The sequence below is a fragment of the Albidovulum marisflavi genome (assembly GCF_025751435.1).
GTDB lineage: Bacteria > Pseudomonadota > Alphaproteobacteria > Rhodobacterales > Rhodobacteraceae > Albidovulum > Albidovulum marisflavi.
The window spans coordinates 517,720-541,225 of sequence record NZ_JAOWKY010000002.1 but is presented as its reverse complement, the minus strand read 5'-3'; the positions used below and the strand labels follow the sequence as shown (position 1 = coordinate 541,225).

The following is a 23,506-nucleotide window of genomic DNA, read 5'->3' as shown; positions in this document are numbered from 1 at the left end:
CAGATCCGAAGGCGCCACGGAAGACCGAAGAAAACCCATGAATGATATCCTGTTAGGGCTTGCTGAAGCCGCACGGCGCGTGGTGACGCTGGACCCCGACCTTGTCGAGATCACGCGGCTGTCGATGGCTGTAACGCTCAGCGCGACCGCCATCGCGTCTCTGATCGGCCTGCCACTGGGGGCCTGGATCGCCGTTCACCGATTTCGCGCCCGCAGGCTGGTGATCGCGATCCTGAACGCGCTCATGGGCTTGCCGCCGGTGGTCGTCGGTCTGTTCGTCTATGTGCTGTTTTCACGGTCAGGACCGCTGGGGGTGCTGGGGCTTCTGTTCACGCCCACGGCGATGGTGATCGCGCAGGTCATCATAATCACTCCGATCGTCGCCTCGATTGCCCACCAGGCGGTTCGCGATCTTTGGGCCGACTACCACGACCTTCTGATATCGCTGCATGCCAGCCGCTGGCAGCGCATCGGCGCACTTTTGTGGGATGGGCGCCGCGCTTTGATGACGGCATCGCTGGCAGGCTTCGGCCGCGCGATCGGAGAGGTCGGGGCGATCATGATCGTGGGCGGTAATATCGACCATTCCACGCGGGTGCTGACCACAGCCATCGCGCTTGAAACCGGCAAGGGGAACTTCGACCTGGCCCTTGCGCTTGGGTTCGTGCTGATCGCGCTGGCGGTGCTTGTCAATCTTGCCATCCACTACGGAACGCGGACCGAAAGGAGCAGCAGATGGTAGCCGCTATCCTCCCGCTCGTCCTGGATGAAATCGTGCTGCGCCGGCAAGGGCGGCGGATCCTGGGGCCGGTGTCGCTGAACGTCGAGGCGGGCGGCATCACGATCCTGATGGGCCCCAACGGAAGCGGCAAGACCAGCCTGTTGCGCGCCATGCACGGGCTTGAGCGGTTAAGCGCGGGAAGCCTGCACTGGCGCGTCCCCGAGATCGAGACGCGCGCGCGCCAGGCGTTCGTCTTCCAGTCGCCCATCGTGCTGCGCCGCTCGGTCGTCGATAATATCGCCTATCCGCTGATCCTTGACGGCATGTCCCGCAAGGCGGCGCGGGCGCTGGCCGCCGCGCGGGCCGAAGAAGTTGGTCTGGGCGAATTGCTTGGCAGACCCGCCCAGGTCATTTCCGGCGGCGAGAAGCAGAAGCTCGCGCTCGCGCGCGCCCTGATGCGCGAGCCGGAGGTCCTGTTCCTGGACGAGCCCTGCGCCAACCTTGACCCGCGCGCCATGCGCGACATCGAGACGATCCTGCGCAAGGCCGCGGATGCGGGAACCAAGATCGTGATGTCGACCCACGACTCGGGCCAGGCCCGGCGGCTTGCCCAGGACATCCTGTTCCTTTGTGACGGCCGGGTGATCGAGGCCGCCCCGTCCGACGCCTTCTTCGCCTTACCCAAGACGCCCGAGGCAAGGGCGCATATCAACGGAGACCTGTTGCCATGAAACTTGTGAAAGCCCTTTTGCCAATCGCACTTGCCGCATTCACGGCGACCGCTGGTCTTGCGGAAACGATGAAGATGTCGGTCACGACCTCCTTCGCGAACTCGGGTCTGGCCGAGGTTCTGCTTCCAGAGATCGAAAAGGACACGGGCATCACCGTCGAACTGCTGGTGGTGGGCACCGGCCAGGCGCTGGAACTGGGCGCGAACGGAGACGTGGATACGGTGTTGGTGCATTCCCGCGCGGCTGAGGAAAAGTGGCTTGCCGAGGGCAACGGCACCCACCGGCGCGAGATCATGTACAACGACTTCATCGTGGTCGGCCCTGCCGCCGATCCGGCCGGCGCGCATTCTGCCGCGACCGCGGCCGACGCCTTCGCCGCCATCGCGACCGCGCAGGCGCCTTTCGTATCGCGCGGTGACGACAGCGGAACCCACAAGGCCGAACTGAAGCTCTGGAAAGCCGCGGGCGTCGAACCGACTGGCGACTGGTACAAAGCTGTCGGGCAGGGGATGGGCGCGGCTCTGAACACCGCCGCGGGGCTTGACGCCTACATCTTCTCGGATCGCGCGACCTGGCTGAGCTTTGAGAACAAGGCCGGTCTTGAGCTGCTGTTCGAAGGCGACCCGGCGCTGTTCAACCAGTATGCCTACCTGCCGGTGAGCCCGACGAAATATCCGCATGTCAAGGCCGCCGCTGCCGAACAGCTTGAGGCCTGGCTCACCTCGGACAAGGCAAAAGAGCTGATCAACGGCTACCAGATCGCGGGTCAGCAGCTGTTCAACTTCAACGCAACGTCCGAATAAACCGGCGGTCCCGCGCCTGCGGGCCTATTCCTCCGGCGTGGCGTGGATGGCGAACATCTCAAGCCCCGCCTCGCCGGGTTCGATGAAGCGATACTGTTCGCGCACCCCAGCCTCGGTCAGGGTGCGCATCACGGTCAGGATGGTGTTGGGCGCGTGGTCGGCACAAAGTGCGGCCATCTGCGACAGCTCTTCCTCGGCCACCGGGCGCGCGACTTCGGGCGAGGGCGCGCCGTAGACGTCCACGAAGTGCCGTGTAAGCCGCTCGACCAGCGCATCGTATTCGGCCGGTTCGATCTGCGTCACCGCGACGAAGGTCACGCGGCCGAACGTCTCGACCCCCAGCCATCCATTGGCGAATGCCTGCCGCGACTTACCGACCAAGTCCGCCTCGGCCCAGTTCGAGAACTCGAAACCGCCCGAGATGGCCCATTCGCCCGTCCGGGCCGGGTTGTGAAAGACGTTCTGGTCGCTTTCGTCGAAGTGAATGGCGCGGGCAAGAAGCATTCTAGACCTCTTCAAGCAGGGCGGTAAGCGGGATCAGGCGCGTTTCCCCGCCGGTTTTCAGCAGCATGCCGAAGTTTTCGTCGACGCCAAGGAATGTGCCATCCAGCCTGATCCCGTCCGCGGCAAGGGAAATCTGGCTGCCAAGGTTCCAAGCCAGCCCCTGCCAGTCACGCGCGAGGACGCTGCGGCCGTCCGGGTCTTCCAGCGTGTTGATCCACCGCAGCGTGTGGCGCGACCAGCTTTCCAGAAGGTCGATCGGGTCGATCTGGCCGCAGCCTTCCTGGTCGATCGCCGTCCAGTCCGGGGTTTCGCCTGGCTCCCACTCATCGGGAAGGCTGAGTGTCAGGTCGAGCGCGACGACAAGCCAACCTGGAACGGCGGTGGGATCGGCCGTCGATGCGCCGACGTGAAGCGCGCCGCAATGGGCGCCGTTCACGCGGATGCCGCCCGCCCATTCCAGATGCAGGGCGGTTTCGGACGGCGCCAGCGCGCCGAAGGCGTTCTGGAACCCGACGCCACAGGCGATCAAGGCCACCATGGCCTTTTCCAGCGGCTCCTCCGGGGCCAGCACCAGTGCCGCGCGCAACCGTTCATTCGAAACCGACCAGGCGATCAGGCCAGCGTCCACCCCGCGCCGCGCCTGATCACAGGCGATGACAAAGGGGTTGGCCGGTCCCGCCGCAAGCCCTTTCATCAGCGGCGGAAAGACGGGCGTCCTGCTCATGCGACTCCTCGTTCGACAAGGTCGCGGGCAAGGTCGCGGAAGGCCCGCGCCTCGGCCGCCTCGGGGTTCGACACGACGATGGGCGCACCACCATCCGCGGCGCGGCGGATGCCGATGTGCAGCGGAATTTCCGCCAGCAGGGGTACGCCCAGCTTTCCCGCCTCGGCGGCAACGCCGCCGTGGCCGAAGATATGCTCTGCATTGCCGCACTTCGAACAGATGTGAACGGCCATGTTCTCGATCAGCCCGATGATCGGCGTTCCCATCTTGCGGAACATGTCGATCCCCTTGCGCGCATCCAGCAGTGCAATGTCCTGCGGCGTGGAGACGACGATGGCGCCTGCCAGTTCGGCCTTCTGCGCCAGGGTCATCTGTACGTCGCCCGTGCCCGGCGGAAGATCGACGATCAGCACGTCGAGCGCCCCCCACTGCACCTGGAACAGCATCTGCTGCAGCGCCCCCATCAGCATCGGCCCGCGCCAGACGACAGCCTCGTCCTCTTGCGTGAGAAGGCCCAATGACATCAGCGTCACGCCATGGTTTCGCAGTGGCAGGATGGTCTTTCCGTCAGGCGATGCGGGGCGCCCCGACACGCCCAGCATTCGCGGTTGAGACGGTCCGTAGACATCCGCGTCCAGAAGCCCGACGCGGCGCCCTTCGGCGGCAAGCGCCACGGCAAGGTTCGCCGCGACCGTCGATTTCCCGACGCCGCCCTTGCCCGAGGCGATGGCGATCACGCGCGCGACGCCGGGTATCTTCTCCGGTCCCTTGGGCTTGGCGTGGCCGCCAAGTTTCAGGTCGGGTGGCGGGGCGCTGTGGGCTGTCATGACGACCGAGACCGAGGCGACGCCCGGCACGTCGCGCAGCTTCGCTTCCGCCTCGGCCCGCGCAGCCTCCATCCGCGAGGCGCGGGCCGGGTCGATTTCAAGCACGAAACGGACGTTGCCGTCCTCGATGTTCAGCGCCCGGACCAGCCCGGCGCTGACGATGTCTTTTCCGCCGATCGGATCGGTGACGGTGCCCAGCAGTTTCAGAACCGCCTCACGCGTGACGCTCATTCGCTGGGGCTCACGATCTTTCCGGTCACGACATGTTCAAGGTCGAGCCCGTCGATGGTCAGCACCACGCGGGCCTCGAACGTCTTGCCCGTGGCCGAGGCCCCGGCATCGCGCATCGCCGCCTCGATCGCCTGCTGCGAGGTCACACCGACCTGCTTGAGGAACTTCCGCATCGACATGTTGAATTCGTCGTCCATCGTCTTCTCCCTTCGTCTTTGCTTGACCGCGTTTCGCCATCTTTCCTAGATTCAGGGCCGAAGGTGGCGGTCATGCTTCTGCGTCTTGTCATTCTTGTCGCAAGTCTTGCGGCCGGCTCTGTCCGGGCCGAAGAAGAGCGTAGCTTTGCGCTTTTCGTCACGCCCGAAGTCATCGAAACAGGCCTTATCGAATATATCCTGCCGCGCTTCACATTGAAGACGGGACGGCGCGCCGTCATCGTCAATTCGGACGGCGATGCCGAAATCCGCGTCGCCGGGCCGAATGAGCAGCCCCAACTCGCCAGGGGCGACACCGGCTATAGCCTGACGCTTGTCACCGACAACCCGGCAGCCGCGCTTTTCGCAGGCTGGTTGTCCTCGGCCCCCGGACGGGCGGCGATCACAGGATTCGAGCCCGGTGAGGGGCCGGCCTTCCACGTCCCCGAACGCAAGGAAGCCCTTGCCGAGGCGGCGTTCGAAGGCGACGCGGCCTTGGGCCGCGAGATCGCGCGGCGGCATTGCGCCCGTTGTCACCGCGTGGAGGAGGGCAAGGCGATGGGGATCGGCACGACCCCGTCCTTTGCCGCGCTCAGAGCTCTGCCCGACTGGGACGAGCGGTTTCAGACGTTCTTCGTCCGAAGGCCGCACCCCACCTTCGTCCAGATCGAGGATCTGAGCGCGCCTTTCGATCCGGCCAGCCCGCCGGCGATCGTCCCGCTGAAGATCACGCTGGATGAATTCGAGGCGCTTCTTGCCTACGCCAGCGACGTGAAGCCCGCCGATCTCGGCGCGCAGATCCAGAACCGCTGAGGCCACCATCAATGATCCCGGCGCTTGGACAGGTAGTCATCCGTCGTCCGCGGACGTGGCCTTTCCCCCAGCTGCATCGGATTGGACGTGCCGTGATAGTGCGCCCTGACACGGCAGTCGTCGCACATCTGCATCAGCCGGCCGGCATCCGTCTCCATGAACATCGGATGCTTGCCCGCAAGCTTGTCCATAATCTTTTCAATCGTCGACCTGACGCCAAAGGGCTTGCCGCATTCGATACATTCGAAGGGTTCCTCTTCGTGCATCACCTTCTGCGTCAGCGCTGCGTCGCTTGGATCGAAGCGCGGCACCAGCGTGATCGCGCGTTCAGGACAGATCGTGGCGCAAAGTCCGCATTGCAGGCAGGCGTCTTCCTGGAACCGCAACTGCGGCTTGTCGGGGTTGTCCAGAAGGGCCCCAGACGGGCAGAGCGAGGCGCAGGACAGACACAGCGTGCAGGCATCGGTGTCCACGACGACGGCGCCGTAGGGGGCGCCGTCTGGCAGGGCAACCGGTTCCGTCGCATCGGACAACAGGGTCCGGGCGGCAAGCCGGGCGATCTGCCTGCGGCTTCCCATCGGAAGGATGGGCGCAGAGGCGGGCGCCTGCCGTGGCTGGTCATAAAGCGCGTCCGAAAGAGCGTCGGGGTCGTTCAGGTCAAGAAGGCGGATACGCCCGTCGGCGCCCATCGCGCGCGCAAGCTCGATCTCGCGCTCAAGCACCGGTCGCTCCGTGCGTGGTCCGGCCAGGACATCGACCGAGACGAAGCCCATCGCCACTGCCGCCAGGATCTCGGCATGGCCGAAGCCGGTCAGGGCAGCCACCTCAAGCGGCAGGACGTCGGCCGGCAGACCGCGTCCGAAGCGCGCTGCGAGGGCGATCATGGGCAATCCGTGTTCGGCATCGTGCACAAGGAGCCGTGGTGCAGTGCCGCCCGCCTTGCCGTAGGTTTCGGCCAGCACGCGCACTTGCCGCAGCACATCGCCCACTGGCGGCGCGTCATAGTTGATCGCGCCCGAGGGGCAGAGCGATGAACAGGCGCCGCAGCCGGCGCAGATCAGCGGATCGACGGAAACATGATCGCCCGCGGGGGTGATGGCCCCGGTCGGGCAGTTGTCCAGGCAGCGGGTGCAGCCGGTCTTGCCTGCCCGCGAATGCGCGCAAAGGTGTTCCTCCATCCTCACATGGACGGTCTTTTCGAAGGTTCCCTGATGCTGTGCAGCCTCGAAGACTGCGCTGGCCACGGCGGCCGGATCGCCCGGATCGGCGCGCAGATATCCGTCGCGCTTGCGCCAGGCCGGGAACAGCGGCGCATTTCCGGACAGGTCCAGCACGACGTCGCACCGGGTTTCCGCCCCATCGCGCGCTTCGCCAAGCGCAGGGGCGCCCCGGCCGCCTGGCTCAAGCTGCCGGACGGCGTCGAGCGTGAGGACAAAGTGGCCCAGGCTTCCGGTCGCCGAGCGGATTCGGCCGGACGCCACTTCGTAGGCGCGGATCGGCGGGATGTCGCAAGGTTCGGTCAGAAGAACCGTGACCGCGAGCGATCCAGCCAGGCGGTCGGCGGCCTGAAAGGCGCAGTCCCCGCCGCCGATGATCAGGCAGCTGCCCTCGGACTCCACGTCCATCGTCCTGGCAGGGCTTACCGCGACACGCGACATCGCCAGCAGGGCCGCCATCTTCGGCGTCGTGCCGTCATGATCGCTCCAGCCGGCGCGGTCGCGAATGTCCACGCAATCGGGGGGCGAGCAGCCAAGATCGGCGGCAAGTTCGGAAAATCGCTGCATTTCCTGGCCGCAGGCGATGATCACCTCGCCCTCGGCCATCGCCTTTGCGGCGAGGTCGATCTCACGCGTGCAAAGCGCGCTGTGGACACGGGAACAGGCAAGGCCGGTTGCCTTTTCAATGGCCTTCCCGTCGACCGACTGGCTTCCCAGGCAATCGCAAAGCAGGACGCTTTTGGTCATGCTCCCCCCTTGTCGTGCTTTCTTCGAACGAAGCTACGCATGAATGGGCCGCGCCCGTAAAGGACCTGCCATCAAAGCTGTGTGATTCGGGGGTAATTTGTTGGTCTGTTTTCCTGACCAAAACAGGCGGCAAGCCGAAACTGGACATTACGTCCGGCGTGGCGGGGCGCTGCCGCTCAAGTTGGGACATTTTGTCCAACTCGTTCGAGTACACGGAAATTTTCCCGCGAATCACGCTGTTTTTCCTTGGTGGGACAACAGCTTCGGTACAGGCTTCGACCAGAGGGTTGGAGGACCCTAGGGGAGGAAGGACGGAACCATGGCGCTTGAACGCGCGAGCATGCCCGTCGGAATTGTCGTCCGTAGAACACCGGGCGTCACGCGTTGGGCAAAATGGGCCTGGAAAGTTGTCGCGGTGCTTCCCGGTGCGCCCCCGGCGAACTGGCGCGAACTTCGGCGCGAAGGCGATGCGGTCGAATACCACGCCGCGACGCTGACGCTTGATCTTTGGTCTTCCGACACCGAGGCCTACCGCGCGGCGCTTGCAGCCAAGACGCCCGGCGTTGTTGTCGTGTTGCGCGACGATCCGGACCCGGACAGGGACATCCCCTGGAAGCCCGCAATCATCACCGCCTCCCCTTACGAGGGGCAGGATTACATGGACAGCGGCGACGGCCTGATCGAACTGGTGCCGATGCCGCTGAGCATGATTGGCTGGGTTCGTGACTTCGTCAGGCAGCACCACGTCGAGGAAGGCTTCATCAAACGCAAGCGCGACCGCATGAGGGTGGACCTTGTCGAGGACGGCAAGGGGGATGCGCGCATTCGCCAGATGTCTGACGTGTTCCGCGCCCCGCGTGGCGGCGGCCGGGAGGATGTCCAGTGAGCCGGAACGCCCCCACGGATTTCTGGTCTCGCCGCCGCGCCGCAGTCCGCGCCGAGGAAGAGGCCCGGCAAGCGTCCAGCGAGCCGAATAGGGACTTGGCTGTCGAAGAGGCGCCAGAAGTGCAACGCTCCGACGCCGATATTCTTGCCGAACTGGGGCTGAAGGATCCCGACACGATGGAACAGGGCGATGACTTCGCCGCGTTCCTGAAAGAGAGCGTGCCGCTGCATCTGCGTCAGCGCGCACTTCGGCGGCTGTGGCGCTCGAACCCGGTTCTGGCTAACCTTGACGGTCTTGTGGACCACGGCGAGGATTTTTCAAATGCGGCCACCGTGCAGGATGGCATGAAGACGGCCTACCAGGTCGGCCGCGGCATGATGGGCCACATCGAGGCCCTCGCCCGCGCTGCCGAAGCGGAGCATGAAACCCCGGCGGTCGCCGAGCCTGCGGCAATCGCAGTTCCTCCGGAGCCGATCGACGAAGAGGACGCGGAAGTTGAAGCGGTCGCTGCGCCTGTGCAGGAAGAACCTGAAAACCAGCCCGTGCGCCGCAGCCCGCGGTTCACCTTTGCGGGTTCCGCATCAGAGGGTATGAGATGACCGAAGCTGCCACGGATACGCGGATTGCCGAAGAAGACCGGATGCGCGCCGATCTTTATTCGTTCCTTTCGGCCTTGCTCGCCGCGCCACCCAGCCGAGAGTTGCTGGACAAATGCGCGCGGTTGAAGGGCGACGCGACGCAGCTTGGCGCCGCGATCACCACCCTGAACAAGCTCGCAAGGGCAGCGACTCCGGGATCGGTCGAGCGTGAGTTCAACGATCTTTTCATCGGCCTTGGACGCGGGGAACTTGTGCCCTACGCCAGTTTCTACCTGACGGGCTTTCTTAATGAGAAGCCGTTGGCGGTCCTGCGCGGCGACATGGCGCGCCATGGCCTTGCCCGCGCCAAGGGCGTCTTTGAACCCGAAGACGGCATCGCAAGCCTGATGGAGATGATGGCCTCCCTGATCGAGGGCCGGTTTGGGCCGCCAGCATCTGTCGAGGAGCAGCGCGACTTTTTCAACCGCAACATCGGCCCCTGGGCGGGCCATTTCTTCGCGGACCTCGAAGGCGCAAAGACCTCGGTATTCTACACGCCTGTGGGCGCGATCGGGCGGTTGTTCATGCAGATTGAAAGAGAGGCGTTCCGGCTGATCGGGGCGTGACCAAACGTGGCGGCGTGAGCCGCCGAGGCAGACGGACGGAGGATATGCAGATGGGAAACACCAGCAAGACCGAAGGCACCAACCGCCGCGGATTTCTCAAGCTCGCGACCACCGCGGCGCCCGCCGCGGTTGCCGCCAGTGTCATGACCGGCACCGAGGCCGAGGCATCGGAAACGGCCAAGAGCGGCGGCCTGCAGGATACCGCGCATACGCGCGCCTACTACGATAGCGCCCGGTTCTGACACCGGCATGAGCGGGCGGTGCGCCGCCCCCGGCCAGTGGCGCCGGAACAGATGGGGAGATGAGAATGCTCAGGAAAAAGACCAGCGGAGTTACCAGGCAGGCGCAGCGTTCGACGATCCTGTCGCAGGTCGCCGAGGCCAAGGTCGACAGGCGTGCCTTCCTGCGGGGGTCGGGGCTTGCCATCGGCGGGCTGGCGCTTGTCGGGGCGACGGGCGGGACCGTGACCAAGGCCGCGGCGCAGGCGGCGACGGGCGCGTTGACCACGGCCAAGTCGGTCTGCACGCACTGTTCCGTCGGCTGCACGGTGATCGCCGAACTGGACAACGGGGTCTGGGTCGGACAGGAGCCTGGCTTCGACAGCCCCTTCAACCTTGGTGCGCATTGCGCCAAGGGCGCATCCGTGCGCGAACACGCGCATGGCGAACGCCGGCTGAAGTACCCGATGAAGAAGGAAGGCGGCGTCTGGAAGCGCATGAGCTGGGACGACGCCATCAACGAGATCGGCGACAAGATGCTTCAGGTGCGCGAGGAAAGCGGACCGGACAGCGTCTACTGGCTGGGATCGGCAAAGCATTCCAACGAACAGGCCTATCTGTTCCGCAAGTTCGCGGCGTACTGGGGATCGAACAACGTCGACCACCAGGCGCGGATCTGCCATTCGACGACCGTTGCGGGTGTTGCAAACACATGGGGCTACGGCGCCATGACCAACAGCTACAACGACATCCACAAGTCGAAGGCGATCTTCCTGATTGGCGGCAACCCGGCCGAGGCGCATCCCGTTTCGCTGATGCACATCCTGAAGGCCAAAGAGGAGAATAACGCGCCTCTGATCGTCTGCGACCCGCGCTTCACCCGCACCGCGGCCCATGCGGATGAATATGTCCGCCTGCGTCCGGGAACGGACGTCGCGCTCGTCTGGGGGATCCTCTGGCACATCTTCGAGAACGGGTGGGAGGACAGGGAGTTCATCCGCACCCGCGTCTGGGGGATGGATCAGATCCGCGACGAGGTGAAGAAATGGACGCCCGAGGAAACCGAGCGGGTCACCGGCGTGCCGGGCAGCCAGCTTGAGCGTGTCGCCCGGACGCTGGCGAACAACCGGCCGGGCACCGTGATCTGGTGCATGGGCGGCACCCAGCACACCACAGGCAACAACAACACGCGCGCCTACTGCGTGCTGCAACTCGCCCTGGGGAACATGGGGGTTTCCGGCGGCGGCACGAACATCTTCCGCGGCCACGACAACGTGCAGGGCGCGACCGACCTGGGCGTTCTGTCGCACGACCTGCCTGGCTACTACGGCCTGGCCCCCGGCGCCTGGGCGCACTGGGCGCGGGTCTGGGGCGAGGATCTGGATTGGCTCAAGGGCCGGTTCGCCATGCTTCTTGATGCGGATGGCAATGTCGCCAAGGACAAGGACGGCAACGACCGCAGCCTGATGAACGAAAACGGCATCCCGGTCAGCCGCTGGATCGATGGCGTTCTGGAGGACAAGGCGAACATCGAACAGAACGACAACGTCCGTGTCATGGTGCTGTGGGGCCACGCGCCGAACTCGCAAACCCGCGGGGCCGAGATGAAGACGGCGATGGAAAAGCTCGACACGCTCGTCGTCGTCGATCCCTATCCGACCGTTTCGGCCGTGATGCATGACCGGACCGACGGCGTCTATCTGCTGCCTGCGTCGACGCAGTTCGAAACGCGCGGGTCGGTCACCGCTTCGAACCGGTCGCTGCAATGGCGCGAAGAGATCGTGGCGCCGGTGTTCGAAAGCCTTCCGGACCAGACCATCATCGCGAAGTTCGCCGAGAAGTTCGGTTTCGCCGACCGTCTGTTCCGCAATATCGCCGTTGAAAACGGCGAACCGGTTGTCGAGGACATCACCCGCGAGTTCAACCGCGGCATGTGGACCATCGGCTACACCGGCCAGTCGCCTGAACGGCTCAAGTTGCACATGGCGAACCAGCACACGTTCGACAAGACCACGCTTCGCGCGAACGGCGGCCCCTGCGACGGTGACTTCTACGGGCTGCCATGGCCATGCTGGGGAACGCCCGAACTGAACCACCCGGGCACGGCGAACCTGTATGATATGTCCCTGCCTGTGTCCAAGGGCGGCCTGACCTTCCGCGCCCGTTTCGGGGTGGAGCGTGACGGCCAGAACCTGCTGGCCGAGGGTGTCTATTCGCAGGGTTCTGAGATCCAGGACGGCTATCCCGAATTCACCATGCAGATGCTGATGGACCTGGGCTGGGATAGCGACCTGACAGACGATGAGCGCGCCGCGATCGAGGTGGCCGGCGGTCCGAAGGCCAACTGGAAGGTCGACCTTTCGGGCGGCATCCAGAGGGTCGCGATCAAGCACGAATGCGCGCCCTTCGGCAATGCGAAGGCCCGCGCGGTGGTCTGGACCTTCCCCGACCCGGTGCCACTGCATCGCGAGCCGCTTTACACCAACCGCCGCGATCTGGTCGCCGACTACCCGACCTATGACGACCGGCGGCTATATCGTCTGCCGACGCTTTATGCGTCGATCCAGCAGAAGGACTTCAGCCAGGAATACCCGATCATCCTGACCTCTGGCCGCCTTGTGGAGTACGAAGGTGGCGGCGACGAAACCCGGTCGAACCCCTGGCTTGCGGAACTTCAGCAGGACATGTTCGTCGAGATCAACCCGCGCGACGCCAACAACCTTGGCATCCGCGACCGGCAGCAGGTCTGGGTCGAGGGCGCCGAAGGCTCGGCGGTGAAGGTCATGGCGATGATCACCGAAAGGGTGGGGGCGGGCGTCGCCTTCATGCCCTTCCACTTCGGCGGGCATTTCCAGGGCAAGGATCTGCGAAGCAACTACCCGGAGGGCGCGGACCCCTATGTTCTGGGCGAAGCCTCAAACACAGCGCAGACCTACGGCTACGACTCGGTCACGCTGATGCAGGAAACCAAGTGCACGCTTTGCAAGATCAGCGCCGCTTAAGGAGTTCAGAGATATGGCACGTGTAAAATTCCTCTGTGACGCCGAACGCTGCATCGAGTGCAATGCCTGCGTCACCGCCTGCAAGAACGAGCATGAGGTCCCCTGGGGCATCAACCGCCGCCGCGTCGTGACGATCAACGACGGCATGCCCGGTGAACGGTCGATCTCGGTCGCCTGCATGCATTGTTCCGACGCGCCCTGTATGGCCGTCTGTCCGGTGGACTGCTTCTACCAGACCGAGGACGGCATCGTCCTTCACTCCAAGGACCTGTGCATCGGCTGCGGCTACTGCTTCTACGCCTGCCCCTTCGGCGCGCCGCAGTATCCGCAGGCCGGAAACTTCGGGTCGCGCGGCAAGATGGACAAGTGCACCTTCTGTGCGGGTGGTCCCGAAGAGGACAATTCGGCGGCAGAGTTCCAGAAGTACGGTCGCAACCGGATTGCCGAGGGCAAGCTGCCGCTCTGCGCCGAGATGTGTGCGACCAAGGCGCTTCTTGCGGGTGACGGCGACGTCGTGTCGGCGATCTACCGGGAACGCGTGGTCGCGCGCGGTTTCGGGTCCGGCGCCTGGGGCTGGGGAACGGCTTACGAACAGAAGGCCGGGAACTGACCTGCCGGGGCAGGCGGCGTTCCTCAACAGGGCGCCGCTGCAGTCCCTCGCGCAGGCAAAGTCGGGAAACTGGGCAAGGTGGACAAGATGGCTCGGATGACGCTTCGAATTTGCGTGGCGCTGGTGCTGACGGCGGCCCTGCTGCTTGGCGGCTTGGGTGCGCCGGCCATCGCGCAAGCTTCCTTCGACCGCGAGGCCACCGGTGGCGCGACGACGCTCGAGGATATCCTGGCCCGTCAAGAAGGGCTGAAGGTCGACCAATCCTTTCGACGCGATGCTGTGGGCGACCCTGACAGCGCGGCGCCGATCACCGGTCAGCTTGGCACGCTCGGCGGCGCCTCCGATCCTGACCTTTGGCGCGCGCTTCGCTTCGGTTCGGCCGACGTGACCGTCGCGTCGCGCAGCCCCGCAGCCGATGTGATCATCCAGGACAGCGGGATGACCTGGCTCAGTTTCCGCGAAGGCCCACTGCTTGAATACGGCGGCTATCTGTTGCTGGCGATGCTGGCCCTTCTGGCATTGTTCTATCTACTCAGGGGGCGGATACGCATCGACGGCGGCTGGACGGGGCAGACAGTCCTGCGATTCACTTCCCTGGAACGTTTCGGCCACTGGCTGATGGCCGGGTCTTTCATCGTCCTGGGCCTGACCGGCCTGATGATGCTGTTCGGCCGCGTCGCCCTGATCCCCCTTTTCGGCAAGGATATCTACGCCCCGATCATGGGGGCGGGAAAATGGGTCCACAACAATGTCGCCTGGGCCTTCATGCTGGGGCTGGCGATGGTGACCGTGATGTGGGTCGCCCACAACATTCCCAACCGTCAGGACCTTGTCTGGCTTGCCAAGGGCGGCGGGCTGTTTTCAAAGGGTGTCCATCCCCCGGCGCGCAAGTTCAACGCCGGACAGAAGATCATCTTCTGGCTTGTCGTGCTGCTGGGCGTGTCGATATCGCTGTCGGGGCTTTCCCTGCTTTTCCCGTTCGAGATGCCGATGTTCGCCAAGACATTCGACATCCTGAACGCGACCGGGCTGCCCCAGTTGCTGGGACTGGGCGAACTGCCCGCCACGATGACCCCGCATCAGGAAATGCAGTTCGCGCAGGGCTGGCACGCGATCGTCGCGTTCGTCTTCATTGCCGTGATCCTCGCGCATATCTACATCGGATCGGTCGGCATGGAGGGCGCGTTCGACGCGATGGGCTCTGGCCAAGTCGACGTGCAGTGGGCAAAGGAACACCACAGCCTCTGGTACGAGGACGTGACGGGCCAGGATGCGCACCATCGCGCGCCGGCAGAGTAGGTTGCAAAGGGGGAAACGCATGAAGTCGATGTATCTCGCGTTCCTGGCCTCTGCGCTGATCGCGGTGGCAGCCCATTTCGGGCTTGACTACGCGGGCTTTTCCACCCGCGATGTGACCAGTGGACCGGACGTCCGGCTGGATTGATCGAAGGATTTCGAGAGCTGATGCCAGAAGAACCGACACCCTCCCGGCAGGGCGGGGACGATGCTCCGTCCGGGGGCATCGGGCGTGTTCTGCAACATGTGTCGGTCCTCGTGGTCGACGACGAACCCGGAATGCGCAACTTCCTCGTGCGGACGCTGGGCCCGCGCTGCCGTAGGGTCGAGGCGGCGGGCAGCGCCGAAGAAGCGTCGCGCCTTCTGGATGTCCATCATTTCGATCTTGTCGTTCTGGACAACGTCATGCCGGGGCAGTCCGGTCTTGACTGGCTGGCCGAGCAGCGTCGCGTCGGTTTCTTTGCCGAGGCGATCCTTATGACCGCCTACGCGGATCTGGAGACCGCGATCCACGCGCTGCGGGTCGGCGCCGCGGACTTCGTGCTCAAGCCCTTCCGCTCGAACCAGATCCTCAATGCGGTCGCGCGCTGCATGGACCAACGCTATCTTCGTCGCGAAAATTTCCTGCTGAAGTACGAACTGCGCACCGACCGGATGGCTGCCCAGGGTCGGCTGATCGGTCGCTCACCCCGTATCGAGGCGATCCGCAAGACACTGGAAAGGCTGGCGCCCTTGCCGACGCCGGTCCTGTTCACCGGCGAAAGCGGAACCGGCAAGGAAATCGCCGCGCGCACGCTGCACGCCATGTCCGATCGGGCGGACAAACCCTTTGTTCCGTTCAACTGCGCGGCCACTTCGCCCGATCGGATGGCGGCGGAACTGTTCGGAGGCGACGGCGCGGCAGGTCGGGATGGCTTGCTGCTGAACGCCAGCGGCGGCGTCATGCTTCTGGACGAGGTGACCGAGTTGCCGCTGCCCGTGCAGGCAACCCTGCTAAGGGTGATCGAGGACAATCGCATAAGGCCCGGCGCATCCGAACGAGAGGTGCCGCTGAACCTGCGGTTCCTGTTCGCGACGAATGCCGACCTGGAAAAGGCGATGGAGCAGGGACGCTTCCGGCGCGACCTGTTCCACCGCATCAACGTCCTGCGGGTCGAAATGCCGCCCCTGCGCGAAAGGGTTGGGGATATCGCGGAACTGGCAGAGCTTTTCGTCGGCAAGTTCGCCCGCCAGCTTGGCGTGCCGCCCCTGAAGCTGAGCGAAGGGGTACTGCTGAACTTCGCGCGCTACCGCTGGCCGGGTAACGTGCGCGAGTTGCGAAACCTCATCGAGCGGTCGCTGATCCTGGGGGAGATCCCGCCAGAGTTCGCCGACGACGGCGAACGTGCGGGGGGCGAACCGACCGAATCCCTTCATGCCGTCGAACGGCAGCACATCCTGTCCGTGCTCGAGGCCTGCGGCGGCAATCGGGCAGAGGCCGCGCGAAGGCTGGGCGTGTCGCGCAAGACCATCGACCGGAAATGCGCGATGTGGAATGTCTGAAGGGGCGTCCTCTGCGTCCCTCGGCGGACTGCCTTTCCGCAAGTCGGTACGCGCCCGTCTTCTGCTGATCGCGCTGATCCCGACACTGATCCTGCTGCCCCTTCTGCTTCTGTCAACCGCCAAGAACTGGACCGACCGTTTCGAACAGGTGCTGATCGACAGGGTCGGCGGCGAGTTGACGATCGCGCACCAGCACCTTGCGGGCCTTCTGGCAAGCCGCGGCGCCGACGTCGCGGCCCTGAGCCGTTCCGCAGAATTCGCCTCGATCGATCCCCGACGCGGCGATGCGCTTGCCGATTTCCTTGAACGCCAGCGTCAGGCGTTGGGACTGGATTTTCTCTACTTCGTGGATCGGCGGGGCGCGGTCACGATGTCCCCGCGCAACGGCACCATGTCCGCTCCGCTGGACTGGCCTGTGGTGGCCGCGGCGCTGAAAGGGCAGAGCAGGACCGAGATCGACATCTTCTTGCCATCGGACCTGGCGGAAATATCGTCTCACCTTGCCGAACACGCGAGCCTGCAACTGGTGCCGACCGAGGCTGCAGTGCCGAGTGACCGGAGCGAAGAAGAGCGGGGCATGATCGTCCATGCCGCTGCGCCGGCGCCGGGCGGGGCATTGGTCAGTGGAACGCTTCTGAACCGCAACCTTGGCTTCATCGACGAGATCAACAACCTGGTCTACCCCGTGGGCAGCCTGCCCGGCGATCGACAGGGCACCGCCACGCTGTTCCTTGACGACGTACGCATCAGCACCAACGTCCGGCTGTTCGAGGACGTTCGCGCCCTGGGCACGCGAGTCTCTGCCGCCGTTCGCGCCAGTGTTCTGGACGACGGGCAGGTATGGCGTGATCGGGCATTCGTGGTGAACGACTGGTACGTTTCAGCCTACGAACCAGTCATCGACAGCTTCGGCAAGCGTGTGGGGATGCTGTATGTCGGGTTTCTGGAACGACCGTTCCGGGATGCCCAGCGGGCCACCCTGATCGAGATCGCCATAACCTTTGCCCTTGTTATTGCGATTGCGGTGCCGGTGCTGCTGCGATGGGCGCGGGGCATCTTCGCCCCGCTTGAACGGATGAACGCGACGATCGAACAGGTCGAGGCGGGCGATCTTGGGGCGCGGACGGGCGCGCAGACCGGGCAGGACGAGATCAGCCGCGTCTCGGCCCATCTGGATACGCTTCTGGATCAGTTGCAGGACCGCGACCGGCGTCTGCGGGAATGGGCGGAGGAACTCGAGCGGCGGGTCACCGAGCGCACCCTGGACCTTGAGAATGCCAACCGGGAACTGGAAACGACGACGCGCCAGCTGATCGTGTCCGAGAAGCTGGCCGCGATCGGCGAGATCACCGCAGGCGTCGCGCATGAGATCAACAACCCGCTTGCCGTGATCCAGGGAAACCTGGACGTCGTGCGCGATGATCTGGGCGCGCGCGCCAAGCCGCTTTCGACGGAGTTTTCCCTGATCCAGGAACAGATTCAGGCAATCCATGTCCTCGTCAGCAAGCTTCTGCGCTTCGCGCGCCCCGAAGAATATGCCGACGACGACACCGGCACCGATCCGGGACAGGTGATCCATGACACGCTTCCGCTTGTTCAGCATATCCTGTCGAAGTCCGAGATCCGGATCGAACTGAACCTCCGATCGGCCGGGCAGATCGCTTTGAACGGCACCGAGCTTCAGCAGGTTCTCGTGAACCTGATGGTCAATGCGATTCAGGCGATGCCGGATGGCGGGACGCTGACCCTGGGAACGGAGCGCGTCGAGGAAAGCGAGATCGGCCAGGCCATGCGCATCATCGTCCGCGATACCGGGCACGGGATGCCGCCGGAAATCGTGAACCGGATATTCGACCCGTTCTTTACCACCAAGCGCAGCCTGGGCACCGGCCTGGGCCTGTCCATCAGCCGCAAGATCGTTGCACAGGCCGGGGGCCGGATCAGTGCGGAAAGCGTGGAAGGCCGGGGGACAACGTTTGAGATCCTGCTTCCGCTGGTGCCCAATGCCGTCTGATACCTAGCCAGAGACCGGAACCACGATCGAACGCCCGCCCTGGGCGAAGTCAGCGATGGACAGGGGCCAGACAGATCCGGGCCAGTGGATGTCCAGAAGGCCGCGGGCGGGGCGGTACGCGGCGGTGTAGAGGGTGCCGAAGCCCTGTCCGAAAGCCGTCGAGTAAAGGGGCGGACGCAGGAAGGCGCCGATGAACTTGTCCTCTGGGTCGACGTGCAGTGTCAGTCGCTGCAGCAGGAACCTTTCGCGTTCGATCGTGGCGGTAAAGCGCGCATGGCCCACCCATTCGACCCGCTCCTGGTGGTTCGTCGCCACCGCTGCGTGGGTCAGGATCGTTTCACGGTCCGGCGCCAGATAGGCCGTGAGGTAGCGCCGGTCACGGTCGATAACGGTGACGTTGTAGCTCATGTGCGAGGGGATGCGCTTCAGCGCCGCCCCCGCCTCGGCCGTGGTTTCGCAGGTCTGAAGGATGTAGCGCAGGATCAGCGGCACGCCGAAGCCTTCACCCACTTCGCGCCGTCCGCCGAAGGTCAGAGACAGGCAGAGGCCCGCGTCGTTCATCCCGTCCACCAGGCCGAAAAGCCCGTCGGTCATGCCCAGGACCAAGCGTCCCTGCCATTCGCTGCGAAGGATCAGGGCGTCGAAAGCCCGGGGGCTGTAGTCGTAGTTGCGCACCAGAAGCGGCTCTTCCCCCGGCCAGATCGCCTGCGAACAGGCCGAAAGATAGGCTGGCGGACCATAGAAACTGAGAAACCGCGCCGCGTCGTCGCCGCCGCCGGCAAGGTCCGTCAGTTCTTCCCACAGGGGCAGGATTTCGGGCATGTGGCGCTTGAGCGCGCGCTGACATTCCGCGAAGGAGGGGCGCACCGACACCCCGTCCTTTGCCCACCAGCGGCGGTAGGCGGGCCAGTATTCCTCGAAAAGCCCGGCCCAGCGGGGGCCGGGCTGGGGTTCCGATATTGCACGGAACGTCAGGTGCATCGTCACATGATCTTGAAGGCGTGATCCTCAAAGGCGTTGACCGCTGGCAGCGGACGGGCCGAAAACGCCTGCTTGATGCCGTGGATCCAGCGCTGTGACCGGTCCGTCAGCTTGAAGCCCGATGTCATCGACCGCCCGCGCGTCACGAGGATGCCAAGATCCGCGCCTTCGTATCGGAAATCGCCCGGGCGCGCGATGCGCAGGAAGAACGCCTCGTTTTCGCTTTCGACCGCTCGGCGGTGATAGTCGAAGCGGTCATAGACGACCCGCCCGTCCTCAAGCATCCGGTAGATGCCCGATTGCGGCGCGTGGGTGACGATGTCGACCGTGTCCTCGGTGTGCTTGATCACCATCTGCGACCAGCTGTCGATCATCTCGGGGTCGGCCCAGCGGGCGTTCAGTTCGTCCACGTCCAGCTTGAACTTCTGGCCGGTGAACTCCAGCAGGTGGAACAGGAACAGCGGCGCGTCGGCATGGGCGAAGGCCGCGTGGTTCGTCATCGAGGATGCGCCCGTGATGCGCGGGTTCAACTCACCCAGCCAGATGTCGCCGGTCTTCTTGTCGACAAGGAAATCAAGCTCGAAATAGCCCCGGTAACCCTCCTTGCGAAGCTGCTCGCCGAACTGGAAGGTCAGCTCCCGCGCCCTTTGGCGGGTCTTGGCGGGGAAGGCGGTCGAAAAGATCTCGTTTCCGCACCAGCCGCCACGATACGGGGTCAGCTCCTTGAAGCCCACCAGTTCCGTCATCAGCGGACCGACGATCGTTCCTTCCTTGGTCGCGCAGGCCTCGATTGCCGAGCCGCGGCAGTCGATCCGCTTCATGATCTTGATTTCGCCCTGCCCGACGATCTCGTGTTCATGCCGGCGAAAATCGGCGGCGGACTTGATGAAGAATGTGGTGTGCCCGCTGTCGCCGAAGGCCGATTGCAGCACCAGGTCGCTTCCAAGACCGGCCTTTTCGCAGACCTTCGTCAAGTGGTCGTAGCTCTTGACCTCGGACAGCGTGTTGGGGACCGAGGGCACGCCCGCCTTGTTGCCGATGCGGACGGTGTTGATCTTGTTGTCGCAGTATTCGCGCAACTTCGCCTTCGGGAACCACAGTTCCCCGCCCAACTGCTTGACCAGTTCCTCGGTCTTCTTGTCGAACATCAGGAACACGAACTTGGGCTTTCCGCCGCGCCGCTTGACAAGGTCGATGACCTCCTTGTGGCTCAGCAGGTAGTTGTTGATGTCCTCGATCGACTGGAATTCCTCATGCGGGGCTTCAGAGGGGACAAAGACGTTCGGGTGGCGCCCGTCGAAGCAGTCGATGTAGCAGATGTACTTGAAGTTCTTCACCCACTCATCAAGTCCGAGCAGGTTGAAGTTGGTGGCCGACACGAAATAGATCGGGTCCTTGTTGGTGTGGAAGAAGCGGCGGATTTCCGAGATGTTGCCGAGTTCCTTCTTGGGCATCTGATCCTCCCTGTCCCTGTCTATCGATTGGCGGCGCGCGCGAGCGCGGCCTTGTTGAACACCCTCAACCCCAGATCGTGGCGGTAGCCATGGATCTCGCTCACGTCGAGCGCGCGCATGAAGGCCAGGATTTCGGCGCTGATGACCTGTCCCGGCATCAGGATCGGAAATCCGGGCGGGTAGGGGATGACGAAGGAGGCGGAAACAAGTTCCTCCCCCGCCTCGACGCGTTCGATCAGCGACTTGCTCAGCTCCTCGTAATCGCAATCGTCCTCGTCATAAGCGAGAAAGAACGCGCTGCGTATGTCACCCGCAGGCGTCCCCTCGGCGCTGCGGAAGGCGGCGTGAAAGCGCGAGAAATCGGGCAGCGGCGGGACGTGTTCGACAAGGCTTGTCACCCTGCGCTCGAATGCCATCCGTTCCATCCGCGAGGCGTCGTCAAGCAGCTCGTCCAGCTCCTTCGCGATCTCGACCAGCACCTCGATCAGGTAGGCGACCGAGGATCGCGTGGTGCCGATGTTCGTCATGAACAGCACCGTATTGCGAGAGGTCTTGTTGATCTGGATCCCGTACTTGTCCATCAGGATCTGCGTCTTGAACGTGTCGCCGTCCCAGCCGGTGCCGCCCACGGCAAGCGTGATCCGCGTGGGGTCCAGCACGAATTCGTCCTGCGCCCAGCTGTGCCAGATGTCCTGCCAGCCCTGTTCGGGGTCGTAGTAGCTGGTCATGCCGCTTTCGCGGTATTCCGCCGGGATCATGTCACCTGCGGTCAGCACCTTGAAATACTTCTGCAAAAGCGGATGGGTCGCAACCGCGCGGCGGATCGACATCGCACTTTCGATCTGGCGCTGGACGAACTCGAAGCCCTCAAGTTCGACCTGCCGCCGGCCCACGTCGAGCGATGCGATGATCTGGTAGTTCGGCGAGGTCGAAGTGTGGGTCATGTAGGCTTCGTGGAAGCTTTGTTCCACCTCGCCCTTGAAGTCCTGGTCGTTGACATGGATCATCGATCCCTGCCTCAGCGCGGTCAGCGTCTTGTGGGTCGAATGGGTCGCGTAGACGCGCACGCGGGCGTCCGGTGGCGGAGCCAGCCGGGTCCTGATCCAGACGTCGTCCGCCGCTCCTTGAAGCGCCTTTGCCTGCTTTTCGAACGCCTTTGCCGTTGCGGGGCGTTTCAGGTTTTCGCGCAGGTTGTTCGCGGCATTCATCGCGGTTCGCTGGCGGTATGTCGGGCCGAAACGCGCGAAGGCGAACCAGGCTTCGTCCCACAGGAAGATCAGGTCCTTCTTGATGGCAAGACATTCCGACATGACGCGTTCGACGTCGTAGACGATGCCGTCGAACGTGCAATTCGTCAGCAGGACCATGCGGACCTTCTCAAGCTTGCCCGCCGCGCGAAGCGCAAGAAGCTTTCCCTTGATCTCGCTCAGCGGCACCGCGCCGTACATCGAATAGGGATGAAGCGGATAGCTTTCCATGTAGACGACGCTCGCCCCCGCAAGCACCATGCCGTAGTGATGCGACTTGTGGCAGTCCCGGTCGATCAGGACGATGTCGCCCGGACGCACCAGCGCCTGAACCACGATCTTGTTGCAGGTGGATGTGCCGTTGGTGGCAAAGAAGGTCTGCTTTGCGCCAAACGCGCGGGCAGCCAGTTCCTGCGCCTCCTTGATCGGGCCGCGCGGCTCAAGCAGGCTGTCGAGCCCTCCCGATGTCGCGGAGGTTTCCGCGAGGAAGATGTTGGGGCCGTAGAAAGCCCCCATGTCCTGGATCCAGTGACTGCGGGAAATCGACTTGCCGCGGCTGATGGGCAGCGCGTGAAAGACGCCCGTCGGTTGCCGTGAATATTCCTTGAGGGCGTTGAAGAAGGGCGTCTTGAAGCGCCGGTTCACGCCCCGCAGCAGGTTCAGGTGCAATTCAAGAAAGTCTTCCTGATTGTAGAAGACGCGACGGCACCGGCCCAGGTCCAGTCCGGCGATTTCCTCGGCCGAGCGATCCGTGACCAGGTAGGCGTCAAGCTCGGGGCGGACCTTCGCGATCAGGCGGCAGGCCTCGGGTCCGTAGTCGCTTGGCTCCAGCGCGTCCACGTCCTCTTCCTCGCCGACGCGGCGCAGGTACTTGTTGAGGATCTCCAGGGTGTTGCGGGACTTCAGCGTCAATCCTGGGCGGACGACGACCGCCTGGACGTTGTGGTTGAACAGGATGCCGATGAGCGCATCCTCAAGCGAGGGCACGATGACGGCCTCGTAGATGAACGGGTCCTCGGGCCGGCGCATCCGCTGCAGGCTCGATTTCAGGAACCTTTCCTGGTGTTCGTTCACATGATCGACGATCATGATCTCGAAGTAGGGCCGACCAAGCGCGCGCGCCTCGGGCGCGAGCGCGCCTTCGTCCTCGTAATCCTCCGCATCCGCTTCGTTGGCCACAAGGGGAATGCTGCGGCGGCGGTAGGCGCCCGAGGTCAGGGCCCGCACCACACGCCGTATGACGGTCGTCAGGTCTTCGAAGTTGCGGTTTTCAAGCAGGCGGCGCAGATGGTCGAAGGCCCCCGCGCCCGGAAACGCCCAGTAGAGCTCGATGGGGGCCAAGGCTTCGAAAAGCTCCTCGACCGAGGCGAGTATCTTCTGGCCCTGACGACCCTCGACACCGTGGCGGCTCAACGCCTCGACCGCTTCGCGCAGCGCGCTCCATCTGTCCGCCCGAAGCTGCGTGGCGCTGTAATAGTCGCCGATGCTCGGTATCTTGCGGCCGTGGGTCTGAGCGTTCATCCCTTCTCCCTCCGTGGCG

At 64.3% G+C, this 23,506-nt stretch carries 22 protein-coding genes; 14 read left to right on the top strand and 8 right to left on the bottom strand.

The genetic code is table 11. The annotated features are described in order from the left end of the window. Nucleotides 1–37: 37 nt before the first annotated feature. Genes OEW28_RS11440 through OEW28_RS11430 form a run of 3 tightly spaced genes read left to right on the top strand, consistent with a single transcriptional unit; the run spans nt 38 to nt 2,255 of the window. Nucleotides 38–742 (top strand): ABC transporter permease, encoded by a 705-nt coding sequence (locus OEW28_RS11440; RefSeq protein WP_263734889.1) that lies wholly within the window; start codon nt 38–40, stop codon nt 740–742. Beyond that, nucleotides 736–1,452, top strand: coding sequence for an ATP-binding cassette domain-containing protein (locus OEW28_RS11435; protein WP_263734888.1), 717 nt, complete (start codon nt 736–738; stop codon nt 1,450–1,452). The genes OEW28_RS11440 and OEW28_RS11435 overlap by 7 nt, the downstream gene beginning before the upstream one ends. Continuing rightward, nucleotides 1,449–2,255 carry an ABC transporter substrate-binding protein gene (locus OEW28_RS11430; protein ID WP_412174796.1) on the top strand — a complete coding sequence of 269 codons (807 nt, stop codon included), beginning with the start codon at nt 1,449–1,451 and terminating at the stop codon, nt 2,253–2,255. Before OEW28_RS11435 ends, OEW28_RS11430 begins: the two co-directional genes overlap by 4 nt. A 24-nt stretch (nt 2,256–2,279) precedes the next feature. On the opposite strand, the gene OEW28_RS11425 is transcribed toward OEW28_RS11430, so the two are convergent. The 4 genes from OEW28_RS11425 to OEW28_RS11410 are packed head-to-tail and all read right to left on the bottom strand — an operon-like array spanning nt 2,280 to nt 4,738. Then, nucleotides 2,280–2,759: a DUF6505 family protein gene (locus tag OEW28_RS11425; RefSeq protein WP_263734887.1), complete on the bottom strand. Its 480-nt coding sequence runs from the start codon at nt 2,757–2,759 to the stop codon at nt 2,280–2,282. A gap of 1 nt (nt 2,760) precedes the next feature. Then, nucleotides 2,761–3,483 (bottom strand): biotin/lipoate--protein ligase family protein, encoded by a 723-nt coding sequence (locus tag OEW28_RS11420; protein ID WP_263734886.1) that lies wholly within the window; start codon nt 3,481–3,483, stop codon nt 2,761–2,763. Beyond that, nucleotides 3,480–4,541: an Mrp/NBP35 family ATP-binding protein gene (locus OEW28_RS11415; protein WP_263734885.1), complete on the bottom strand. Its 1,062-nt coding sequence runs from the start codon at nt 4,539–4,541 to the stop codon at nt 3,480–3,482. The genes OEW28_RS11420 and OEW28_RS11415 overlap by 4 nt, the downstream gene beginning before the upstream one ends. Beyond that, complete coding sequence (locus OEW28_RS11410; RefSeq protein ID WP_263734884.1) at nt 4,538–4,738, bottom strand: DUF6494 family protein; 201 nt, start codon at nt 4,736–4,738, stop codon at nt 4,538–4,540. Before OEW28_RS11410 ends, OEW28_RS11415 begins: the two co-directional genes overlap by 4 nt. Before the next feature lie 72 nt (nt 4,739–4,810). Here OEW28_RS11410 and OEW28_RS11405 point away from each other — a divergent pair, with 72 nt between their 5' ends. Continuing rightward, nucleotides 4,811–5,548 carry a c-type cytochrome gene (locus tag OEW28_RS11405; RefSeq protein WP_263734883.1) on the top strand — a complete coding sequence of 246 codons (738 nt, stop codon included), beginning with the start codon at nt 4,811–4,813 and terminating at the stop codon, nt 5,546–5,548. A gap of 8 nt (nt 5,549–5,556) precedes the next feature. On the opposite strand, the gene OEW28_RS11400 is transcribed toward OEW28_RS11405, so the two are convergent. Continuing rightward, on the bottom strand, nt 5,557–7,512 hold the full coding sequence (locus OEW28_RS11400) for a 4Fe-4S binding protein (RefSeq protein WP_263734882.1): 1,956 nt from the start codon (nt 7,510–7,512) through the stop codon (nt 5,557–5,559). Nucleotides 7,513–7,831: 319 nt separating this feature from the next. Between OEW28_RS11400 and OEW28_RS11395 the strand changes: the two genes are divergently transcribed. The 10 genes from OEW28_RS11395 to OEW28_RS11350 all read left to right on the top strand — a co-directional run bounded on the left by OEW28_RS11395 (nt 7,832) and on the right by OEW28_RS11350 (nt 18,284). Next, nucleotides 7,832–8,398: a DUF3305 domain-containing protein gene (locus OEW28_RS11395; protein ID WP_263734881.1), complete on the top strand. Its 567-nt coding sequence runs from the start codon at nt 7,832–7,834 to the stop codon at nt 8,396–8,398. Next, nucleotides 8,395–8,997 carry a DUF3306 domain-containing protein gene (locus tag OEW28_RS11390; RefSeq protein WP_263734879.1) on the top strand — a complete coding sequence of 201 codons (603 nt, stop codon included), beginning with the start codon at nt 8,395–8,397 and terminating at the stop codon, nt 8,995–8,997. The genes OEW28_RS11395 and OEW28_RS11390 overlap by 4 nt, the downstream gene beginning before the upstream one ends. Continuing rightward, nucleotides 8,994–9,602 (top strand): TorD/DmsD family molecular chaperone, encoded by a 609-nt coding sequence (locus OEW28_RS11385; RefSeq protein ID WP_263734878.1) that lies wholly within the window; start codon nt 8,994–8,996, stop codon nt 9,600–9,602. Before OEW28_RS11390 ends, OEW28_RS11385 begins: the two co-directional genes overlap by 4 nt. A 50-nt stretch (nt 9,603–9,652) precedes the next feature. Continuing rightward, a complete protein-coding gene (locus OEW28_RS11380) occupies nt 9,653–9,844 on the top strand; it encodes a twin-arginine translocation signal domain-containing protein (protein ID WP_263734877.1) in 192 nt (63 codons plus the stop codon). Nucleotides 9,845–9,909: 65 nt separating this feature from the next. Further along, a complete protein-coding gene (locus OEW28_RS11375; RefSeq protein WP_263734876.1) occupies nt 9,910–12,822 on the top strand; it encodes a formate dehydrogenase subunit alpha in 2,913 nt (970 codons plus the stop codon). A gap of 13 nt (nt 12,823–12,835) precedes the next feature. After that, complete coding sequence (gene fdh3B, locus OEW28_RS11370; RefSeq protein ID WP_263734875.1) at nt 12,836–13,432, top strand: formate dehydrogenase FDH3 subunit beta; 597 nt, start codon at nt 12,836–12,838, stop codon at nt 13,430–13,432. A gap of 87 nt (nt 13,433–13,519) precedes the next feature. Continuing rightward, nucleotides 13,520–14,731: a formate dehydrogenase subunit gamma gene (locus OEW28_RS11365; protein ID WP_263734874.1), complete on the top strand. Its 1,212-nt coding sequence runs from the start codon at nt 13,520–13,522 to the stop codon at nt 14,729–14,731. Nucleotides 14,732–14,750: 19 nt separating this feature from the next. Further along, the gene (locus tag OEW28_RS11360; RefSeq protein WP_263734873.1) at nt 14,751–14,876 is read left to right on the top strand and encodes a hypothetical protein; all 126 of its coding nucleotides are present in this window, start codon (nt 14,751–14,753) and stop codon (nt 14,874–14,876) included. 20 nt (nt 14,877–14,896) lie between these two features. After that, nucleotides 14,897–16,270 carry a sigma-54-dependent transcriptional regulator gene (locus OEW28_RS11355; RefSeq protein ID WP_263734872.1) on the top strand — a complete coding sequence of 458 codons (1,374 nt, stop codon included), beginning with the start codon at nt 14,897–14,899 and terminating at the stop codon, nt 16,268–16,270. Next, nucleotides 16,263–18,284: a sensor histidine kinase gene (locus OEW28_RS11350; protein ID WP_263734871.1), complete on the top strand. Its 2,022-nt coding sequence runs from the start codon at nt 16,263–16,265 to the stop codon at nt 18,282–18,284. The genes OEW28_RS11355 and OEW28_RS11350 overlap by 8 nt, the downstream gene beginning before the upstream one ends. Nucleotides 18,285–18,287: 3 nt before the next feature. On the opposite strand, the gene OEW28_RS11345 is transcribed toward OEW28_RS11350, so the two are convergent. Genes OEW28_RS11345 through OEW28_RS11335 form a run of 3 tightly spaced genes read right to left on the bottom strand, consistent with a single transcriptional unit; the run spans nt 18,288 to nt 23,487 of the window. Beyond that, on the bottom strand, nt 18,288–19,265 hold the full coding sequence (locus OEW28_RS11345; RefSeq protein ID WP_263734870.1) for a C45 family autoproteolytic acyltransferase/hydolase: 978 nt from the start codon (nt 19,263–19,265) through the stop codon (nt 18,288–18,290). Between the two features lie 2 nt (nt 19,266–19,267). Continuing rightward, entirely contained in the window at nt 19,268–20,719 is a 1,452-nt protein-coding gene (locus OEW28_RS11340) for a biotin carboxylase (protein WP_263734869.1), read from the bottom strand. A gap of 20 nt (nt 20,720–20,739) precedes the next feature. Further along, on the bottom strand, nt 20,740–23,487 hold the full coding sequence (locus OEW28_RS11335) for an aminotransferase class I/II-fold pyridoxal phosphate-dependent enzyme (RefSeq protein WP_263734868.1): 2,748 nt from the start codon (nt 23,485–23,487) through the stop codon (nt 20,740–20,742). Nucleotides 23,488–23,506: the final 19 nt, after the last annotated feature.

Bases quoted from the DNA above. Each gene is read 5' to 3' on its own strand.
- OEW28_RS11440 (WP_263734889.1), top strand. From the start codon at position 38: ATGAATGATATCCTGTTAGGGCTTGCTGAAGCCGCACGGCGCGTGGTG.
- fdh3B (WP_263734875.1), top strand. From the start codon at position 12,836: ATGGCACGTGTAAAATTCCTCTGTGACGCCGAACGCTGCATCGAGTGC.
- OEW28_RS11345 (WP_263734870.1), bottom strand. From the start codon at position 19,265: ATGCACCTGACGTTCCGTGCAATATCGGAACCCCAGCCCGGCCCCCGC.
- OEW28_RS11335 (WP_263734868.1), bottom strand. From the start codon at position 23,487: ATGAACGCTCAGACCCACGGCCGCAAGATACCGAGCATCGGCGACTAT.
- OEW28_RS11375 (WP_263734876.1), top strand. From the start codon at position 9,910: ATGCTCAGGAAAAAGACCAGCGGAGTTACCAGGCAGGCGCAGCGTTCG.
- OEW28_RS11410 (WP_263734884.1), bottom strand. From the start codon at position 4,738: ATGGACGACGAATTCAACATGTCGATGCGGAAGTTCCTCAAGCAGGTC.
- OEW28_RS11430 (WP_412174796.1), top strand. From the start codon at position 1,449: ATGAAACTTGTGAAAGCCCTTTTGCCAATCGCACTTGCCGCATTCACG.
- OEW28_RS11415 (WP_263734885.1), bottom strand. From the start codon at position 4,541: ATGAGCGTCACGCGTGAGGCGGTTCTGAAACTGCTGGGCACCGTCACC.
- OEW28_RS11395 (WP_263734881.1), top strand. From the start codon at position 7,832: ATGGCGCTTGAACGCGCGAGCATGCCCGTCGGAATTGTCGTCCGTAGA.
- OEW28_RS11400 (WP_263734882.1), bottom strand. From the start codon at position 7,512: ATGACCAAAAGCGTCCTGCTTTGCGATTGCCTGGGAAGCCAGTCGGTC.
- OEW28_RS11340 (WP_263734869.1), bottom strand. From the start codon at position 20,719: ATGCCCAAGAAGGAACTCGGCAACATCTCGGAAATCCGCCGCTTCTTC.
- OEW28_RS11380 (WP_263734877.1), top strand. From the start codon at position 9,653: ATGGGAAACACCAGCAAGACCGAAGGCACCAACCGCCGCGGATTTCTC.
- OEW28_RS11350 (WP_263734871.1), top strand. From the start codon at position 16,263: ATGTCTGAAGGGGCGTCCTCTGCGTCCCTCGGCGGACTGCCTTTCCGC.
- OEW28_RS11420 (WP_263734886.1), bottom strand. From the start codon at position 3,483: ATGAGCAGGACGCCCGTCTTTCCGCCGCTGATGAAAGGGCTTGCGGCG.
- OEW28_RS11405 (WP_263734883.1), top strand. From the start codon at position 4,811: ATGCTTCTGCGTCTTGTCATTCTTGTCGCAAGTCTTGCGGCCGGCTCT.
- OEW28_RS11360 (WP_263734873.1), top strand. From the start codon at position 14,751: ATGAAGTCGATGTATCTCGCGTTCCTGGCCTCTGCGCTGATCGCGGTG.
- OEW28_RS11355 (WP_263734872.1), top strand. From the start codon at position 14,897: ATGCCAGAAGAACCGACACCCTCCCGGCAGGGCGGGGACGATGCTCCG.
- OEW28_RS11425 (WP_263734887.1), bottom strand. From the start codon at position 2,759: ATGCTTCTTGCCCGCGCCATTCACTTCGACGAAAGCGACCAGAACGTC.
- OEW28_RS11365 (WP_263734874.1), top strand. From the start codon at position 13,520: ATGGCTCGGATGACGCTTCGAATTTGCGTGGCGCTGGTGCTGACGGCG.
- OEW28_RS11385 (WP_263734878.1), top strand. From the start codon at position 8,994: ATGACCGAAGCTGCCACGGATACGCGGATTGCCGAAGAAGACCGGATG.
- OEW28_RS11435 (WP_263734888.1), top strand. From the start codon at position 736: ATGGTAGCCGCTATCCTCCCGCTCGTCCTGGATGAAATCGTGCTGCGC.